Source organism: Streptomyces sp. NPDC045026 (genome assembly GCF_056432625.1).
In genome coordinates, this window is the sequence record NZ_JBWKIS010000003.1 from 70829 (window position 1) to 89183 (window position 18355).

Annotated in this window: 14 protein-coding genes; 6 read left to right on the forward strand and 8 right to left on the reverse strand. The window is 70.0% G+C overall.

The window, feature by feature from the left end; genetic code table 11:
• Positions 1-10: 10 nt before the first annotated feature.
• From AC07EJ_RS07725 to AC07EJ_RS07735, 3 genes are all read right to left on the reverse strand, one after another.
• Positions 11-724, reverse strand: coding sequence for a PspA/IM30 family protein (locus tag AC07EJ_RS07725; protein WP_389478469.1), 714 nt, complete (start codon positions 722-724; stop codon positions 11-13).
• Positions 725-825: 101 nt separating this feature from the next.
• Complete coding sequence (locus AC07EJ_RS07730) at positions 826-2925, reverse strand: TPM domain-containing protein (protein ID WP_389478470.1); 2100 nt, start codon at positions 2923-2925, stop codon at positions 826-828.
• Positions 2926-3072: 147 nt separating this feature from the next.
• Entirely contained in the window at positions 3073-3963 is an 891-nt protein-coding gene (locus AC07EJ_RS07735; protein WP_389478471.1) for a LysR substrate-binding domain-containing protein, read from the reverse strand.
• An 80-nt stretch (positions 3964-4043) separates the two neighbouring features.
• Between AC07EJ_RS07735 and AC07EJ_RS07740 the strand changes: the two genes are divergently transcribed.
• The 3 genes from AC07EJ_RS07740 (at position 4044) to AC07EJ_RS07750 (ending at position 6391) form a co-directional block, all read left to right on the forward strand.
• Positions 4044-4997, forward strand: a complete 954-nt coding sequence (locus tag AC07EJ_RS07740) for an EamA family transporter (protein ID WP_389478473.1) — start codon at positions 4044-4046, stop codon at positions 4995-4997.
• Complete coding sequence (locus tag AC07EJ_RS07745; protein WP_389478474.1) at positions 4994-5626, forward strand: NAD(P)-dependent oxidoreductase; 633 nt, start codon at positions 4994-4996, stop codon at positions 5624-5626. The genes AC07EJ_RS07740 and AC07EJ_RS07745 overlap by 4 nt, the downstream gene beginning before the upstream one ends.
• 75 nt (positions 5627-5701) lie before the next feature.
• Positions 5702-6391 carry a hypothetical protein gene (locus AC07EJ_RS07750; RefSeq protein WP_389478475.1) on the forward strand — a complete coding sequence of 230 codons (690 nt, stop codon included), beginning with the start codon at positions 5702-5704 and terminating at the stop codon, positions 6389-6391.
• A 99-nt stretch (positions 6392-6490) separates the two neighbouring features.
• Here AC07EJ_RS07750 and AC07EJ_RS07755 read toward each other — a convergent pair whose 3' ends face one another.
• Genes AC07EJ_RS07755 through AC07EJ_RS07775 form a run of 5 tightly spaced genes read right to left on the reverse strand, consistent with a single transcriptional unit; the run spans position 6491 to position 11302 of the window.
• Positions 6491-7390, reverse strand: coding sequence for a hypothetical protein (locus AC07EJ_RS07755; protein ID WP_389478476.1), 900 nt, complete (start codon positions 7388-7390; stop codon positions 6491-6493).
• Between the two features lie 39 nt (positions 7391-7429).
• Complete coding sequence (locus tag AC07EJ_RS07760; RefSeq protein ID WP_389478477.1) at positions 7430-8200, reverse strand: succinate dehydrogenase/fumarate reductase iron-sulfur subunit; 771 nt, start codon at positions 8198-8200, stop codon at positions 7430-7432.
• Positions 8197-10149 carry a fumarate reductase/succinate dehydrogenase flavoprotein subunit gene (locus tag AC07EJ_RS07765; protein WP_393584650.1) on the reverse strand — a complete coding sequence of 651 codons (1953 nt, stop codon included), beginning with the start codon at positions 10147-10149 and terminating at the stop codon, positions 8197-8199. The genes AC07EJ_RS07760 and AC07EJ_RS07765 overlap by 4 nt, the downstream gene beginning before the upstream one ends.
• A gap of 17 nt (positions 10150-10166) precedes the next feature.
• Positions 10167-10994, reverse strand: coding sequence for a hypothetical protein (locus AC07EJ_RS07770; protein WP_393584649.1), 828 nt, complete (start codon positions 10992-10994; stop codon positions 10167-10169).
• A gap of 20 nt (positions 10995-11014) precedes the next feature.
• Positions 11015-11302: a hypothetical protein gene (locus AC07EJ_RS07775; RefSeq protein WP_389478482.1), complete on the reverse strand. Its 288-nt coding sequence runs from the start codon at positions 11300-11302 to the stop codon at positions 11015-11017.
• Positions 11303-11733: 431 nt separating this feature from the next.
• On the opposite strand from AC07EJ_RS07775, the gene AC07EJ_RS07780 reads away from it, so the two are divergent.
• The 3 genes from AC07EJ_RS07780 (at position 11734) to AC07EJ_RS07790 (ending at position 18252) form a co-directional block, all read left to right on the forward strand.
• Positions 11734-14094, forward strand: a complete 2361-nt coding sequence (locus tag AC07EJ_RS07780) for an ABC transporter family substrate-binding protein (protein WP_478883949.1) — start codon at positions 11734-11736, stop codon at positions 14092-14094.
• A 337-nt stretch (positions 14095-14431) separates the two neighbouring features.
• Complete coding sequence (typA, locus tag AC07EJ_RS07785; protein ID WP_389478486.1) at positions 14432-16306, forward strand: translational GTPase TypA; 1875 nt, start codon at positions 14432-14434, stop codon at positions 16304-16306.
• A 914-nt stretch (positions 16307-17220) separates the two neighbouring features.
• Entirely contained in the window at positions 17221-18252 is a 1032-nt protein-coding gene (locus AC07EJ_RS07790) for an ABC transporter permease (protein ID WP_389478488.1), read from the forward strand.
• Positions 18253-18355: the final 103 nt, after the last annotated feature.

An 18355-nucleotide genomic window follows, 5' to 3' on the forward strand; every position in this document is an offset into this window, starting at 1 on the left:
CCGTGCGGATTCACGCCGATGTCTTGAGCGCCGCCAGGCGCGCCTCGATCTCGTCCGTGTCGCCCAGGCCCTCCAGCTGTTCGAACTGCGCGTCGAGCGACGAGTCGGCGAGCTCCTGCTTGCCCAGCGCCCTGGCCTCCTCGCGGCGCACCTTCTCCTCGAAGCGGCTCAGCTCGCTCGTCGGGTCGAGGACATTGATGTTCTTGGCGGCGTCCATCATCTGATTCTGGGCCTGAGCCGTCTTCGAGCGCGCCACCAACTGGTCGCGCTTCGACTGGAGTTCGACCAGTTTCGTCTTCATCTGGTCGAGGCCGGACTTCAGCTTTCCGACGACCTCGTTCTGCGCGGCGATCGTCGGCTCGGCGTCCTTCGCCTCCTTCTCGGAGTTCAGCTGCCGCCCGAGCGCCACCTTGGCGAGGTTGTCGAACTTGTCGGCCTCCGCGGCGCTGCCCGCCGCCCGCAGCTCGTCGGCCTTCTTGCTCGCGGCGAGCGCCTTGCCGCCCCACTCGGCCGCCGCCTCGGCGTCCTCCTTGTGATCCTGCTCCATCATCCGCAGATTGCCGATGGTCGTCGCGACGGCCTGCTCGGCCTCGGCGATGTTGTTCGAGTAGTCGCGGATCAGCTGGTCGAGCATCTTCTGCGGGTCCTCGGCGCCGTCCAGGAGGGCATTGATATTCGCCTTCGCGAGCTGGGTGACACGGCCGAGAATGGTCTGCTTGGTCATGAGGTGCTCCTTGCACAGGGAGGTACGTGGGGGACGCACAGGGAGGTAACTGGGGGAACGCACAGGGAGGTACGTGGGGGAACTGGGTGAAAGACGCCGGGTCAGAACCGTCCGCCGCCGCCCCTCCGGCCACGGGTCCCGCCCCCGCCGAAACTCCCCGGACCTCCGCCGCCGAACCCGCCGCCCCCGCCGAACCCGCCCCCGAAACCGCCGCCGGACCGCCCGCCGCCCAGGAGCTCGCCGAGGATGATCCCGCCGAGCACCGCGCCTCCCATGCCACCGCCACCGCGCCCGCCTCCGCCCCCGCCGTCGTACGGATTCCCGAAGGACCGCACATCCTGCTCGGCGAGTTGCTGCGCCTGCCGGGCCAGCGCGTCGGCCCGCTGCGCACCGGCCAGGGCGGCCGCGGGATCCGCCTCCGCCGCCGTCCGTACGTACTCCAGGTGCCGCTGCGCCTCGGTCAGGCGCGTACGGGCCTCGCTGCCGACCGCCCCGCGGTGCGTGGTGATGTAGTCCGACGCCGCGCCGACGCTGCTGCGGGCCGTGAGCTCCGCCTGGTCGAGCAGGGAGCGCGCGCGGGCGGTGCCGGACTCGCGTTCGCGGGCCTCGTCCAGGGACGCGTCGAGCGCGGAGTCGGCCTGCTCCACGCGGCGCAGCGCGTCGATCGGGTCGTAGGGGCCGGCGGCCATCTCCTTGCGCACGCCCGCGGTGACGGTCTCCACGCGCGCCATGCGCCCGCGCAGATCGGCCGTGGACGCGCCCTCGGTCATGCCTTCGAGGAGTCCGTGCGCGTCCGCGAGATCGGTGTCGGACTCGGTGAGCGCGGCCGGCACCTTCTCGGCGGCCTCGGCCAGCTCATGGCCGAGCCGGTCGATCGCGTCCACGAAGGTGCCCGCCTGGTCGACGGCCGACTCGGCGGCCCGCAGGAACACCGCGCCCCTGCCGTTGTCGCCCGCGTCGACGCAACTCCGTGCCTGCCCGAGGTTCGTCGTCGCGAACTCCAGGCGATCCTTGGCCTGCTCGATGTGGCCCGCCACGGGAAGCAGCGCGGACGGCGCGTAGCGGGAGCCGAGCGCCGTCAGCGTCTCCTGGGCCGTCGTGGTGCGGGCTGCCAGGTCGCGGGAGGTGAGTTCGGCGTGCGCGAGCGCCTCGGGGGCGGTGCGCTCCAGGGCCCGCAGCCGGTCGAAGCCGGCTGCCTCGGCGTCGAGCCTGCGCCCCGCCTCGGTGCAGCGGCTGATGATCTCGTCCAGCATCCGCCGCTTCGTCGCGTCGTCCTCGGGGTGGGCGTCGTCGAGCTGCTGGCGGAGCCGGAAGGCCGCCGTCAGCTCCGACTGGGCGTACGCCACCGCCTCGGTGAACGGCTTGACGGCCTCGTCGCCGAACTGCGCGGTGGCGAAGCCGAGTTCCTCCGTACTGGTGCGGATCGAGTCGTCGCTCTCCACCAGCATCTGCCTGGCCCGCTTGTCCAGCTCGGGCAGCGGCGTGACCTGCGGTCCCCCGCCCCCGCCCCAGCCGCCGCCGGGTGTGGTGCGGGTACTCGTACGCCTCTTGCGGCGGGTGTACGTGAACGCCGCGAGGGCGCCCGCGCCGCCGACCACGATGAGGGGCAGGGCGAGATCGGCCGCGCTGGGACTCGTGTCCGAGCCGCCGGGGTCGGCCGGGCCCGGGGTGATCGCCGGGGCGGATACGGGGCTGCCCGCGAGCGTGGCGGAGATGCCGTCCGCCGCGCCGATCGCGGCGCCCGCCCAGTCGTTCCTGCGCAGCGCCGGTTCGATCGCGGTCTGCGCGACATCCCGCAGCTGCGCGTCGGTGAGCTGGGAGTTCTCGTCGACGGAGTAGGCGTACTGCCGGTCGTGCGTGGCGACGGCGAGGAGCACGTCGCCCAGGCCGAGGCCGTTCTTGGCGGCCGTGTCGTTCGCCCAGTCCTGGGCGGAGCGGCCGGAGAAGTCGCGTACGTAGACCACGAAGAGCTGGATGTTGCGCGCACTGTCGAGCGAGTCGAGGGCCGAGGCCACAGCGGGCTTCCGGTCGCGGAGGGCGTCCACCTTGTCGGTGATCTGGCCTGTTCTCGACAGGGTGACGGGGTCGTCGGCGCGGGCGGTCGTGGCGGGCAGCAGTGTCCAGCAGAGCGCGAGCACGGCGGCCACGGCCGACCGCGCGGCTATCCGTACCGGACGGGGGCGACTCGGAGGCGGCGTCACAGTTGGGAGCGTATGACCGGATCTGGGGTGCCGCTACCGGGACGGCCTCACCGCACGACGGCCGCGGTACCGGACGGGAGGCGGGCCGTGTCTCGCTCGGGTGGCGCGTTCTCAGTCGCTCCGCCGCACTTCACGATCCGCCACGCTTCACGAGTCGTCTCGGTCCTCCACTGCGATGTCGAGAATGCCGAGGAACGCGGTCGCCGCCGGTGTGCGGCCGAAGCGGCTCCAGACTGCGTACTCGACGCGGTCCGGCGCGTCGGACACGTCGACGGTGACGACTCCGCCGACCTGAGGCGCGTAGGCGGAGGGAAGCATGGCCACGGCGAGGCCCGGCCCGACGAGTTGAGCGATGTAGTCGGCGGTGGTGACCTCGAAGGCGACGTCACGGACGAGACCGGCGGCCGAGAACGCCAGGTCGGACTGCGCGCGGCCGGCTGTCCCGGCCGGAAAGTCCACGAAGACCTCGGAGGAGAGCCTGCGGAGGTCGACGGCCGGTTCGCAGGCGAGTGGGTGGTTCGGCGAGACCACGGCGACCAGCCGGTCACGGGCGAGTTCGTGGGCGGCGACTCCCTGGACTCGCGCTGTGGTCGGCAGCCCGAGGAAAGCCACGTCCAGTTCTCCCTGCTTGACCTGCTCGACGAGGTCGTTGCTCGCGCCCACATTCAGGCTGATGCGTACCTGCGCGTGCTGCCGGCGGAAATCCCGCAGCGCACCCGGGATGTCGACCGCGGTGACCGTGGGGATCAGGCCCACGGCGAGCCGCCCGCGCACCTCTCCGACCGCCGCGGCGACCTCGGCAGCCGCGCGGTCGGCGGCGTCCAGGCACTGGCGGGCGGCCGGAAGGAACGCTTCGCCGGCCGGCGTGAGCCGCACCCGGCGGCTGGTGCGCTCGAAGAGCCTCGCCCCGAGTTCCCGTTCCAGGCGGGCGATCTGGTGACTGAGGGCGGACTGGACGACCAGACACCGCTCGGCGGCCCGGGTGAAGTTGCTCGTCTCGGCGACGGCGACCACGTAACGCATCTGCTGAAGCTCCATTGATCCATCGTGAATCGAGATCAATGGGGTGACAAGCATGTGTTGGACTCATTGATCGAGTCCCGGCGAGACTTCGGGACATGACAAGCCGAACCGTGCAACGGGCTCCCGGCGGAGCCGGCGGCACCCGCCACGGGACCATGGCCCGCACCGCCTTGACCGCGCTCGCGCCCTCGGTATGGGGCACGACCTACATCGTCACCACCCAGTTCCTTCCCCCGGGACACCCCCTGTTCGCGGGATTCCTGCGCGCGTTGCCCGCCGGCCTGATCGCGCTGGCGGTCACCCGGAAGCTGCCGCGCGGAGCCTGGTGGGGGAAGGCCGCGGTGCTCGGCGTGCTGAACATCGGCCTGTTCCTTCCACTGCTGTTCATGGCCGCCGAGCGCCTGCCGGGAGGCGTCGCCGCCACCTTGTCGGCTGCCCAGCCGCTCATCGTCGCCGTCCTGGCCGTGACCGTGCTCCACGAGCGCCTCTCCGCCCGGCGCCTCCTGTGGGGCGGGGCGGGCGTCGCCGGGGTCGCCCTGGTGGTGATCGGGCCGAACGCGGCACTCGACACCGCCGGGATCGCCGCAGGCCTCGCCGGGGCGGCCACGATGGCCCTCGGCGTGACGCTCACCAAACGCTGGGGACGCCCCGACGGCGTCGGTCCCCTCGCCTTCACCGGCTGGCAACTCACCGCCGGGGGCCTGTTCCTGACGCCCCTGACCTTCCTCGTCGAGGGAGCGCCTCCCGCGATCGACCTGCACGCCGCTCTCGGCTACCTCTGGCTGGGCCTGGTCGGTGGTCTGATCACCTTCGTGCTGTGGTTCCAGGGCATCGCCGCCCTGCCGGTCACCTCGGTCGCCGTTCTCGGCCTGCTGTCCCCGCTGGTCGCCGCCGTTCTGGGCGCCGTCGTGCTGGGCCAGACCCTCGGCCCGGTCCAGCTCGCGGGGTTCGGCCTCGCCCTCGCCTCGATCGTCGCGGGGCAGCTCCCCGCGCCCACCCGTTCACCCGACGCCACTTCAACACCCGCACCGGAAAGGACCCCGCGATGAGGATCGCCGTCATCGGAGCCGCAGGAATGGTCGGCTCACGCGTTGTCACCGAAGCCGTGAACCGGGGCCATGAGCTCGTAGCGGTGTTCCGCAGCAGACGGCCGGCCGACCTGCCGCCCGGTGTGATCGCCGTCCAGGGTGACGCGAACGACCCGGACGGCATGAGGCGACTGCTCGACGGCGTCGACGCGATCGTGGCCGCCACCCGCCCTGTCCCCGGGCACGAACACACCGCCGCCCCGACCACGAAGGCCCTGCTCGACGCGGCCGGGGCGGCCCGGACGCGGATCCTCGTCGTCGGCGGAGCCGGACCCCTGCAAAACCCGGGAAGCCCTCACCTGCTGGTCCTCGACAGCCCCGAGTACGTGCCGCGGGAATGGCGCACGGTCGCCGCCGCCAGCACCGCGCAGCTGGACGTCTGCCGGGCGCATCCCGCCGACTGGATCTATCTCAGCCCGCCCGCCGTCCTCGAACCCGGACACCGCACCGGAAAGTACCGACGCGGCACCACCACCCTCATCACCGACGCCGACGGCGGGTCCCGGATCTCGGCCGAAGACCTTGCCATGGCCGTCCTCGACGAACTCGAGAGCCCGAGTGAAGACAGGCACTTCACCGTCGGCCACTAGGGTCTCAGCCATCCGAATCCGCATCGTTATCGGCGGCCTCTCCTGTGAAACCGCTGCTCAACATAGGTTTCCGGGATGACGTACGGATCCTTGGCCGCGGGCGGCGCGATCAGTGAACCGGAGCTCGTGGTGTCCGGCGGCGGGACGGTTCCCGCGGAGCCGGCACCCGGCACCAGCCGCCGGGGGAGACGCTCCCTCGGCCCACTGCTCGTCGGCGCGGTGGCCGCGTCCGCCGTCTGGGGGGCCGGCCTCTACGCCTTCGGCGCGCAGGGCCCCGACCTCAGGGGTTACCGGGTGAGCGACCGCCTTTGCTCGCTCCTCACCATGCCGAACCTCGCGACGGTCCTCGACCGCGGCTCCCGCTGGGAGTCGACGGAGAGTACGCATCCGGCCGTGGACACGGCGGACTGTTCCGGGCAGCTGGAGCGCAAGGAAGGGTCGGCGCGGGCCGCGACGCTGACGGCGTCCGTGGTGTTGCACAAGGCGACGAGCCCGGCGGAGGAATTCGACGCGGCGAGGGCGACGGCGGCCGAGCGGATACCGGGGCGGGCGGACGTACGTACGGTGGCCGGGCTCGGGGAGCGGGCGTACACGGTCGTCCACGGGCGCACGGCGGAGGTCCATGTCCTGGACGGTGACGCGGAGTTCGCACTCGGCGTGACCGTCGAGACGACCGGTGGCCGCCTCACGCCGGCGCGGCTGCGGCCGCTGGTGGCGGGGGACGTGGACGCGCTGATGCGCCGCCTCGACGGGGGCACGCGCTAGGGGCTCACCCGGCCTCGCGCAACGCCGGACCGACCGTTCTCCGGCGCGGACGCGGAAGAGTCCACGCGGCGGCAGCCGGGCTCAGCGGTGCGACACGTGTTACTTGATCATCGCTTGCAGCAGCGTGAGCGTCTGGTTGTTGGCCATCGGGCGATGGCTCGACTCCCGGCTGTTCTTCCAGCTCATCGTCACCAGAGGCGTGTCCCCCTCGCCGACCGTCACCTTCGTGCCGGCGTACGCCTTCCCGGGCCCGGTCTCCTCGCGCAGTGCCTGCGCGGTTCTCTCGGCCGCTTTCCTCGACGAAGTCAGCGCGCAGAGCTTCTCGGACGAGGTTCCGTCGCCGGCGAGGCGGCCCCCTATCCCGGACAGCACGACCCGGCCGCCCTGCTGCCGCTTCCCGTAGAACGTCGCCTCGTACACGTCTCCCATGCACGCACTGACTGCCGTGTACGCCTTGTCGTCGGCCGGCGTCCTGCCCGGAGCGGCGAGGGGGAGCTTCGGGGACGTGGACTGATGCGTGACACGGACGGTGTCGGAGACGTCGACGGCGGTACTGCCCGACTTACGCAGGCTGACGCCTCCGTCGGTTTTGGTGGCCGTGTATCCGTGCTTGGACATCGCACGACGGACGGCCTCCGTGTCGAACTTCCCGGACAGGCGGGAAGAGCCGTTGCCCACCATCAGCGACGTGTCCACGTCCTTGTCGTCGAAGCCCCACCTGGCCTTCAACGAGCCGCCGGTGTACCCGAGTTGGGTGCGCTCCTGGATCCCGAAGCCGCTGAGGACCATGTACTGCTTGCGGTCCTTCGTGTAAAGCTTCCGGGCTGTCGGTACGTCGATGTACGTGATGCTCTCGTCGCCGGCCGACGCGGGCAGTGTGCTCAGCGCCCGCGTCAGGTCCGAGCCCGCCGAGCCGTCACCCGACGAGCAGCCCGTCGTCCCCGCCGCCATCACCCCGGCGAGCACAATCGTCCCGAGAACCCCCGCAGAATTCCGCATGCGCCGCAGTCTGGCACAGCGGTCGAGGGGTCGCCCCGGTCATCCCTTACGGCGCCGGATCCGGTCCCCCAGCCACACCACGGGGTCGTACTTGCGGTCAACTGCCCTTTCCTTCAAGGGGATCAGTGCGTTGTCCGTGATGTGGATGCCCTCCGGGCAGACCTCCGTGCAGCACTTCGTGATGTTGCAGTAGCCGAGGCCGTGGTCCTCCTGGGCCGAGCGCTTGCGGTCGAGGCCGGAGTCCGACGCCGCGTCGAGGGGGTGCATGTCCAGCTCGGCGACCCGCATCAGGAAGCGCGGGCCGGCGAACGCCGCCTTGTTCTCCTCGTGGTCGCGCACCGCGTGGCACGTGTCCTGGCACAGGAAGCACTCGATGCACTTGCGGAACTCCTGCGAGCGGTCCACATCCTCCTGCTGCATGCGGTACTCGCCCGGCCCGACCCCGGCAGGCGGGACGAACGCCGGGATCTCGCGGGCCTTCGCGTAGTTGAAGCCGACGTCCGTGACGAGGTCGCGGACCACCGGGAAGGCGCGCAGGGGCGTCACCGTGATGACGTCTTCGCGGTCGAAGACCGACATGCGGGTCATGCACATCAGGCGGGGCCGGCCGTTGATCTCCGCCGAGCACGAACCGCACTTGCCCGCCTTGCAGTTCCACCGGACCGCGAGGTCGGAGGCCTGGGTCGCCTGGATCCTGTGGATGATGTCGAGGACGACCTCGCCGTCGTTCACCTCCACGGAGAAGTCCTTGAGGTCACCGCCCTCGGCGTCCCCGCGCCAGACCCTGAAACGCGCGTCGTACGAACTCACTCGTAGAGCTCCTCTTCGGCGAGGTACTTGACCAGCTCTTCCTTCTCGAAGAGGGCGAGCAGGTCCGGGCGGATGGGCTCGGTGGTCTCGTGCACGAGGTCGATCTGGCCCCGGACCGGGTCCGTGGCGGCGAGGCCGCCGGTCGGGTCGACGAGCCGGCACAGCAGGTTGGTGCGCCGCCAGCCGCGGTCCATCGTCGGGTGGTCCTCACGAGTGTGGCCGCCGCGCGACTCCGTGCGCTCCAGGGCGGCGCGCGCGATGCACTCGCTGACGAGCAGCATGTTGCGCAGGTCGAGCGAGAGGTGCCAGCCGGGGTTGAACTGGCGGTGCCCCTCCACCCCGGCCCGCCGTGCCCGCAGCCGCAGTCCGGCGAGCCGGTCGAGCGCCTCGGCCATCTCCTCCTCGCGCCGGATGATGCCGACCAGGTCGTTCATCGCCTGCTGAAGCTCCTGGTGGAGCGTGTACGGGTTCTCGGCGACGCCCCCGTCCGGCGGACCCTCCGCGGAGAACGGGCGCAGCGCCTCCGCCGCCGCCGTGTCGACCTGGTCCGCGTCGACGGCAGGGCGCTCGTCGAGCCCGGCCGCGTACTCGGCCGCGTGCAGTCCGGCGCGGCGGCCGAAGACGAGGAGGTCGGACAGCGAGTTGCCGCCGAGGCGGTTCGAGCCGTGCATGCCGCCCGCCACCTCACCGGCCGCGAACAGGCCCGGCACGCCGCGCGCCGCCGCCGTGTCCGAGTCGACGGCGATGCCGCCCATCACGTAGTGGCAGGTCGGGCCGACCTCCATCGGCTCGGCCGTGATGTCGACGTCGGCCAGCTCCTTGAACTGGTGGTACATCGACGGCAGCCGGCGCCGGATGCGCTCGGCCGGCATGCGCGTGGAGACGTCGAGGAAGACGCCGCCGTGCGGGGAGCCGCGGCCCGCCTTCACCTCGGAGTTGATGGCGCGCGCCACCTCGTCGCGGGGCAGCAGCTCGGGCGGGCGCCGGTTGTGGTCCGGGTCGTCGTACCAGCGGTCGCCCTCGTCCTCCGACTCGGCGTACTTCTCCTTGAAGACGTCGGGGACGTAGTCGAACATGAACCGCTTGCCCTCGGAGTTGCGCAGGACCCCGCCGTCGCCGCGCACCGACTCCGTGACGAGGATGCCCTTCACCGACGGCGGCCAGACCATGCCCGTCGGATGGAACTGGACGAACTCCATGTTCAGCAGCGGCGCCCCGGCGAGCAGCGCGAGCGCGTGGCCGTCGCCCGTGTACTCCCACGAGTTCGACGTCACCTTGAACGACTTGCCGATGCCGCCCGTCGCGAGCACCACGCTCGGCGCCTGAAGGACGAAGAAACGGCCGCTCTCGCGCTCGTAGCAGAACGCGCCGGAAACCCTGTCGCCCGCGGCGGAGCCGCTGTCGGACACATCCTTGAGCACCCGGGTGACCGTGCACTCCTGGAAGACCTTGAGACGCGCCTCGTAGTCACCGAACTCCTTGAAGTCCTCCTGCTGGAGCGCCACGATCTTCTGCTGGAGCGTGCGGATCAGCTCCAGACCCGTGCGGTCACCGACGTGCGCGAGGCGCGGGTACTCGTGCCCGCCGAAGTTGCGCTGCGAGATCCGGCCGTCCGCCGTCCGGTCGAACAGGGCTCCCCAGGTCTCCAACTCCCAGACCCGGTCGGGTGCTTCGCGCGCGTGCAGCTCGGCCATCCGCCACTGGTTGAGGAACTTGCCGCCGCGCAGCGTGTCACGGAAGTGGACCTGCCAGCTGTCGCCGGAGTTCACGTTCCCCATGGCCGCGGCGATGCCGCCCTCGGCCATCACGGTGTGCGCCTTGCCGAAGAGGGACTTGCAGATCACGGCCGTACGCGCGCCGCGCTCGCGCGCCTCGATCGCCGCGCGCAGGCCCGCACCGCCCGCCCCGACCACGACAACGTCCCACTGCTGCCGCTCCACTTGAGACATCAGAAGTGCCACCCCATCTAGAAGAAGCGCGGATCGTCGAAGGCGCCGGACGCCAGCAGGAACACGTAGAAGTCGGCGAGCGCGACGCTGATCAACGACGCCCAGGCGAGCAGCATGTGACGGTTGTTCAGCTTTCCGACCCACTGCCACATCCGGTAGCGCACCGGGTGCTTGGAGAAGTGCTTGAGCTTGCCGCCGACGATGTGCCGGCACGAGTGGCAGGACAGGGTGTACGCCCAGATCAGCGTGATGTTCAGCAGGAAGACGAGCGTGCCGAGACCCATGTGGCCCCACTCGTACTTCTCGTTGCGGAACGAGAGCACGGTGTCGTAGGTGAGGATTCCCGCCACGAGGATCGCCGCGTAGAAGAAGTACCGGTGGATGTTCTGCAGGATCAGCGGGAAGCGGGTCTCGCCCGTGTACTTCTTGTGCGGCTCGGCGACCGCGCAGGCGGGCGGAGACGCCCAGAACCCGCGGTAGTAGGCCTTCCGGTAGTAGTAGCAGGTCAGCCGGAAGCCGAGCGGGAAGATCAGGATGAGCAGCGCGGGGGACAGTCCCCACCAGCCGCCGAATATCTCCCAGTTGGGGCCCGCGTGCATCGGCTTGCAGTTCTGTGCGATGCACGGGGAGTAGAACGGCGAGACGTACGGCGCGTGGTAGTAGTCCGCGTTCGCGAAGGCCCGCCAGGTCGAGTAGACGATGAAGGCGAGCAGTCCCGCGGCGGTACTGGCGGGCGCCAGCCACCAGCGGTCGGTGCGCAGGTGTCCGGACGCGATCGCGGCGCGCGTCCTGTCCCGGACGCCGTGCGCGCCCGCTTGGGGATGGGGTTCCGTGCCGGTGGCCAACGAAGCCTCCGCTCAGAGGGTCAGGGGGCGTGCCGGTCCCGGACGCCGAGTCCTTCGTCGTCCGAGTCGGTCCAGAGCGAGCTGTCGTACGGGGTGTCGGGGACGGGCACGAGCTCGGGCCGGCGCGGTGGCGGGGCGCCGGCCGCGGCCGCCCGCAGCAGGGCGACGCTCTCGCGCAGATGGTCGGCGTCGGTGCGTACGCGCCGTACGTCGAGGCCGCCGTCGAGCTGCCGCTCCAGGCGCCCCACGGTCCGGCACAGCTCGTCGAGGCAGCGCTCGGCTGCCGCCAAGTCGTCGTTCAGGGACATGACTTGCCCTCGCTTCCGCTGGTGCGGCGGAGATGCTCATGCGCCTGCGAGTGTCGCGCGTCACATCACGCCTTGTGAAGGGATCTGCGCGGATTCCTGAAGCGCGCGTCGGCGTGCGCCCCGCTTTTGCGCCTCCCGGGCGGAGCCGCGCGAGTGCGACAGCCCCGCGCCCCCTGGGGGGCGCGGGGAACTGCGCGACCGACCGACGGCCACCCGCACCCGCCGAAGAGACGGCGCCCACCCCGATCGGCGCCACGTTGGGCCGCACGAGTGGGGTTCCGGGCGGATATCGCCGTGTCGTCGCCACCCGCCGAGAGGCACCCCCTTCAGTGGGGCGATAGATGTGATCAGCTCCATATACCGCCAAACGTGATCAAACCCGGCCCGGTCCTGGTAAGCGGGCGGCCGGGCTAGCCCCGGAGGTACTCGTGATGTCCCATGACGGCGCCACATCGCGCCCCGCCAGGCGTCCCGCGCGGCGTCCCGTCCTGCGCTCGGCCGCGTTCCTCGTGTCGGGGGCGCTCGCGGTGACGGCCCTGGCCGGCTGCGGCTCGGGCGATGACGACGACGAGTCCAGCAGCCCGGCCGCCGCCCAGGACATCGCGTCCACGGCCCGCGGCGACGTCGCGGACGGCGGCACCCTGCGCTGGGCGCTCGACGCCCTGCCGGGGACCCTCAACTCCTTCCAGGCCGACGCCGACGCGGGCACCTCCCGCGTCTCCGGAGCCGTACTGCCCTCGATGTTCCGGCTCGACAAGCAGGGCAGGGCGGTGCGCGACCCGGACTTCCTGGAGAAGGCCGAGGTCATCGAGACCGAGCCCAAGCAGGTCGTCCTGTACAAGCTCAACCAGCAGGCGGTGTGGAGCGACGGCCGCGAGATCGGCGCGGCCGACTTCGCCGCCCAGTGGCGCGCCCTGTCCGGCAAGGAATCCGCGTACTGGACGGCCCACAACGCGGGCTACGACCGCATCGAGAAGATCGAGCGCGGCAAGAACAACCTGGAGGTGCGGGTCACCTTCGCGAAGCCGTACGCGGACTGGCGCTCGCTGTTCTCGCCGCTGTACCCCAAGGACGTCATGGGGACCCCGGACGCCTTCAACGAGGGAGCCCGCCGCAAGCTCAAGGTCACCGCGGGCCCCTTCTCGATCAAGGAGGTCGACCGGGACGCCAAGGACGTCACGCTGGTGCGCAACCCGCGCTGGTGGGGCCGTCAGGCCAAGCTGGACAAGATCGTCCTGCAAGTCGTGCCCCGCGAGAAGCGGGCCGACGCGCTCGTCGCGGGGAAGATCGACCTCGCCGCCGTCGACCCGGAGGACGCGTCCCGCATCTCCCGCGCCGGCCGCGACAAGGACACCTCGGGCCCGCTCGCCCAAGGCCCCGGAGCCACTGTCACGCCCGCCGAGGGCGAGAAGGCGGCCGGCCAGGAGGCCGAGGCCCGTGGGGCCGCCAGGAAGGACGAGCAGGGACAGACGGGCCTGGGCGGCTACGTCGTCCGCAAGTCCCTCGAACCCGCCTTCACGCAGCTCGCGCTGAACGGCGCCGAGGGCCCGCTGGCCGACGAGCGCGTGCGCCGCGCCGTGGCCCGCGCCATCGACCGCAAGAAGCTCGCCGAGGTCGTCCTCAAGCCGCTCGGCCTGCCCGCGCACACCGTCGGCAGCCATCTCGCCCTCGCCGGGCAGCAGGCGTACGCCGACAGCAGCGGCGCCCTCGGCAACCAGGACACCGCAGAGGCCCGTGCACTGCTCACGGACGCGGGCTGGGTGCAGGGCGGTCCCCTGAAGAAGGAGACCGAGAAGACCAAGCCGAAGACGGCCGGAAGCAAGGCCGACGGTGAATCCGGCAGCGAGAGCAAGAAGGGTACGGAGGGCAAGAAGGGTGCCGCCTCCGAGGACTCCGACGAGGGCACGTACATCGTCGGCGAGAGCGACCAGAAGCCGGGCGACCGGCAGGGCTCGCTGCTCACCCCCGGACGCGTCGCCGCCTTCCAGCACGCCGCGCTCCTGCGCCAGGCCGACGCGCAGAAGCTGCGCGAGGCCGACAAGGAGAAGAAGCACGCCGATCAGTACGCGAAGGAGGCCGCCCAGCGGGGCGCCGCCCCAGGCGCGTACGCCCCGAAGGGGACGCCCGCACCGGCCGGTGCCCCCGCCGGTCCGCTCGCCAAGGACGGCAAGCCGCTGACGCTGCGCTTCGTGCTCCCGTCGGGCCCCGGCTCGGACTCGCTGCACGCGGTCGCCGACCGGATCTCGCAGATGCTGGCGAAGATCGGCATCCGCACGGAGACGTCGAAGGTCGCCGACGCCAGCTACTTCAAGGACCACATCGCGTCCGGGGAGTACGACCTGGCGCTCTACTCGTGGCCCGCCTCGGCCTTCCCGGCCACCGACGCCCGCCCGATCTACGCCAAGCCGGTGCCGGCGGCGGACGGCTCGCTGACCGTCGAGCAGAACTACACCCGGGTCGGCACCGACCACATCGACCAGCTCTTCGACCAGGCGATCGGTGAGCTCGACGAGGGGGAGGAGCGCTCCCTGGTCAAGCAGGCCGACGCCCGTATCTGGGCCGCAGCAGGATCGATTCCTCTCTACCAGCGTCCGGAATTGGTGGCCGCCCGCCGCACCGTCGCCAACGCGGGAGCCTTCGGCTTCCAGGAGCCCGAGTACGAGGACATCGGCTTCCTGAAGCCGGGTGCGCGGCCGGGTGCCGAGCCGAACGTCTCCGGCTCGGCGCGCGCGTCCGCGCAGTCGTCCGCGAACCCCTCGGCGGAGTCCTCCGCGAGCCCTTCCGAGAAGTGACGCACATCGCACCCTGAGTGCCCGGAAGAGCCCCCGAGAGCCCCTGGGTGATCTTCCGGAAGATCACCCAGCTCAGATCTGGCTCAAGTCCCTTGCCCGCCGGTCCGTCCGGCGGGCAAGGTTCGTTTCACCACTGACCTGCGGTTTCTCCGGGGCGTCCCCCATGCCTCTCCGCGGCGTTCACTCACTGTGCATCCTTGACCCCAGAGCCCCAGAAGGCCTGCCCGGCCGAAGCCACGTACGATGGGGTGAGGCCGTGGCGTGTCCAGCCCGGCAGGGCGCGTGTACGAAGAGACGTACGCGCAGCCGTCCACTCACTCCGGGAGTACGCCGCAATATGGCCACGCGCCACGACATCCGTAACGTCGCCATCGTCGCCCACGTCGACCACGGCAAGACCACGCTGGTCGACGCCATGCTCAAGCAGGCCGGCGCCTTCGCCGCGCACGCCGCCGAGTCGCTCGACGACCGCATGATGGACTCGAACGACCTGGAGCGTGAGAAGGGCATCACGATCCTGGCCAAGAACACGGCGGTCAAGTACCACCCGAAGGATGGCGGCGAGGCCATCACGATCAACATCATCGACACCCCCGGCCACGCCGACTTCGGTGGTGAGGTCGAGCGCGGCCTGTCGATGGTCGACGCGGTCGTGCTGCTCGTCGACGCCTCCGAGGGCCCGCTGCCGCAGACCCGCTTCGTGCTGCGCAAGGCCCTCTCGGCCAAGATGCCGGTCATCCTGTGCATCAACAAGACGGACCGCCCCGACTCCCGGATCGCCGAGGTCGTCGACGAGACGTACGACCTGTTCCTGGACCTGGACGCGGACGAGGACCAGATCGAGTTCCCCATCGTCTACGCCTGCGCCCGTGACGGCGTCGCGTCGCTGACCAAGCCCGAGGACGGCACCGTCCCGCAGGACAGCGAGAACCTCGAGCCGTTCTTCAACACGATCCTGGCGCACGTCCCGGCCCCCGAGTTCGACGAGGACGCCCCCCTCCAGGCGCACGTCACGAACCTGGACGCCGACAACTTCCTCGGCCGTATCGCGCTCTGCCGCGTCGAGCAGGGCGAGCTGCGCAAGGGCCAGACCGTCACGTGGATCAAGCGCGACGGCACGATGTCCAACGTCCGCATCACCGAGCTCCTGATGACCGAGGCGCTCACCCGCAAGCCGGCCGAGATGGCGGGCCCGGGTGACATCTGCGCCATCGCCGGTATCCCGGACATCATGATCGGCGAGACCCTGGCCGACACCGAGAACCCGATCGCGCTGCCGCTCATCACGGTCGACGAGCCGGCCATCTCGATGACCATCGGTGCGAACACCTCGCCGCTGGTCGGCAAGGGCGGCAAGGGCCACAAGGTCACGGCCCGCCAGATCAAGGACCGCCTCGACCGCGAGCTGGTCGGTAACGTCTCGCTCCGTGTCCTCGACACCGAGCGTCCCGACGCCTGGGAGGTCCAGGGCCGCGGTGAGCTCGCGCTCGCCATCCTGGTCGAGCAGATGCGCCGCGAGGGCTTCGAGCTGACCGTCGGCAAGCCCGAGGTCGTCACCAAGCAGGTCGACGGCAAGACGCACGAGCCGATCGAGCGCATGACGATCGACTCGCCCGAGGAGCACCTCGGCGCCATTACGCAGCTCATGGCGACCCGCAAGGGCCGTATGGAGACCATGACGAACCACGGTTCGGGCTGGGTCCGTATGGAGTGGATCGTCCCGTCCCGCGGCCTCATCGGCTTCCGTACGGAGTTCCTCACGCAGACCCGCGGCACCGGTATCGCGCACTCCATCTTCGAGGGCCACGAGCCGTGGTTCGGCGAGCTGCGCACCCGTCACAACGGCTCGCTGGTCGCGGACCGCTCGGGCACGGTGACGCCGTTCGCGATGGTCAACCTCCAGGAGCGCGGTGTCATCTTCACCGAGGCCGGCACCGAGGTCTACGAGGGCATGATCATCGGCGAGAACTCGCGCGCCGACGACATGGACGTGAACATCACCAAGGAGAAGAAGCTCACCAACATGCGTGCGGCTTCCGCGGACACCACGGAGAACGTGGTGCCCGCCCGCAAGCTCTCGCTCGAGCAGTCCCTGGAGTTCTGCCGCGACGACGAGTGCATCGAGGTGACCCCGGAGACCGTCCGTATCCGCAAGGTCGTCCTCGACCAGAAGCAGCGTGGCCGCAGCGCCTCGCGCGCCAAGCACAGCTGATCCGTCGACAGTTGGGCCCGGGTCCCCTTCGGGGGGCCCGGGCCTTTGTCGTATGTCCTGCCGCTGCGGTCGCGTGCAGGAGTTTTTGCAGGATCATCGCCCGCACCAGGTGGTACTTCACTACCCTCGTGGCATCCTGGACGCGTTCCCGCGCGATCCACGCGCGTTGATCCGCCCGGTGCGAGTCTTCCCACAGCCCTGCGCATGGGCTGGTGATGTGCAACTCGTTTTCCAGAGGCAGTTGTCCGGAATCCGGAGTCCACTGACCGATAGATGTGTAACGAGTCCGTTTCGCAGGGATCTATCTAGGATCAGTTTGTCCGGATATTGGGCTAAGTACGCATCAGGTGTGATCGAACCGAGACCAAAACACTGTGGTCGGTCCGATTCTGATGCCAGATAGTTGAGCGCGTAGAGCTCGGGTCAATGGGTCACGCACTGTGGGGAGTGCCGACTCGCGAGCACACTGAGGCACTTTCAATCCTCGCCGTCAGGGGTGTCGGTCAGGTGGCATGTGCCTCCACTTGTAGTGAACAAAAGTGGACTCATGAGGAGGAACCCATGCGAGGTGCCACAAGCGCCATATGGGTCGCGTCGTCCCCGATGGCAGGTACAGGACTCGCGGGCAGTAGCCCATCGGCCGGCACGGCGCTCAAGCGCCGCGACAGTCTCTGACGGCACGGCCTGCCCGGTCGGGTCAGGTTCCCCCGGGGTGAGTTCACCCCAGTCGTAGCTCAACCGCGCGCATCCGGCCTTGGGTTGCCGTGTACCGCCCGTAGGTCGTCGTACCCCCTGGTGGCAATCCAGCTGGAGTGGCGTACGCCGTGCGACGGCCGTCGGTCCGGTGCTCCGTTCCCACAGGGAGGAGCCCGCCGTGTGCCGACGACCTCCAACACCTGTGAAATGGACGAATCATGACGAGTCCAATCGAGATTGAGGGCGCCGAGACCTCTTCCGCCTTGGACAACGAGCCGGAGCCGAAGGGCGTCGAGAAGAATGCCGAGAAGGTCGAGGGGCGTTCCCCGGGCCAGCTCATGCTGCGCCGCTTCAAGCGGGACAAGACCGGTGTCGTCTCCGCCTGGATCGTGCTGTTCTTCTTCCTGATAGCCGCGTGTGCGCCGCTCATCTCGAAGCTGTACGGCAAGGATCCGTACACCTTCTACGGCCAGGACGACCCCACGCTCCTCAACGAGTTCAACCTGCCGGCCGGCCCCAACGGCGGTATGTCGCCCGACTTCTGGTTCGGTATCGACCCGAACTACGGGCGCGACGTGTTCTCGTACCTGCTCTACGGCATGCGTACGTCGCTGTACACGGCGCTGATCGCCACCATCGGCATGGTGTTCCTCGGTGTCGTCATCGGCCTGGTCTCCGGTTACTTCGGCGGCAAGATCGACTACTGGCTCGGGCGCTTCACCGACTTCATGCTCGCCCTGCCCAGCCAGCTGTTCATGGTCGCCGCGATGCCCGTCATCGTCTCGGTGTTCGTGGCACCCGACGAGGAGACGCCGACTTACATCCGCTTCCTCGCCATCACCGGTGTGCTGTGGATGCTCACCTGGATGAGCCTGTCCCGGCTCGTCCGCGCGGTCGCACTCTCCCTGCGCGAGCGGGAGTTCGTCGAGGCCGCGAAGGTCGCGGGCGCGTCGCCCTGGCGGATCATCCGCAAGGAACTGCTGCCCAACCTGGTCACGCCGATCATCGTGCAGGGCACCTACCTGCTTCCCAGCACCATCCTCTCGGTCGCCTTCCTCTCGTTCGTCGGCGTCGGTTACCAGGACCCCACCCCCGACTGGGGCCTGATGTTCGCCACCGGCGCCAAGATCTACGAGCAGGACCCGACCTACATGCTCTTCCCGGGCGTCGCCATGGTCGTCTTCTTCGTGGCGTTCAACCTCCTCGGTGACTCGGTCAGGGACGCCTTCGATCCCAAGACCGGACGCTGAACCAACTCCTCCGAGGGGGAAGCTGCCACCCGGGCGCCGGCTTCGACCGGATGCGCCAGGCAGCACCTAAGGATCACTACTCACAGGCAGGTGGATTCAACTC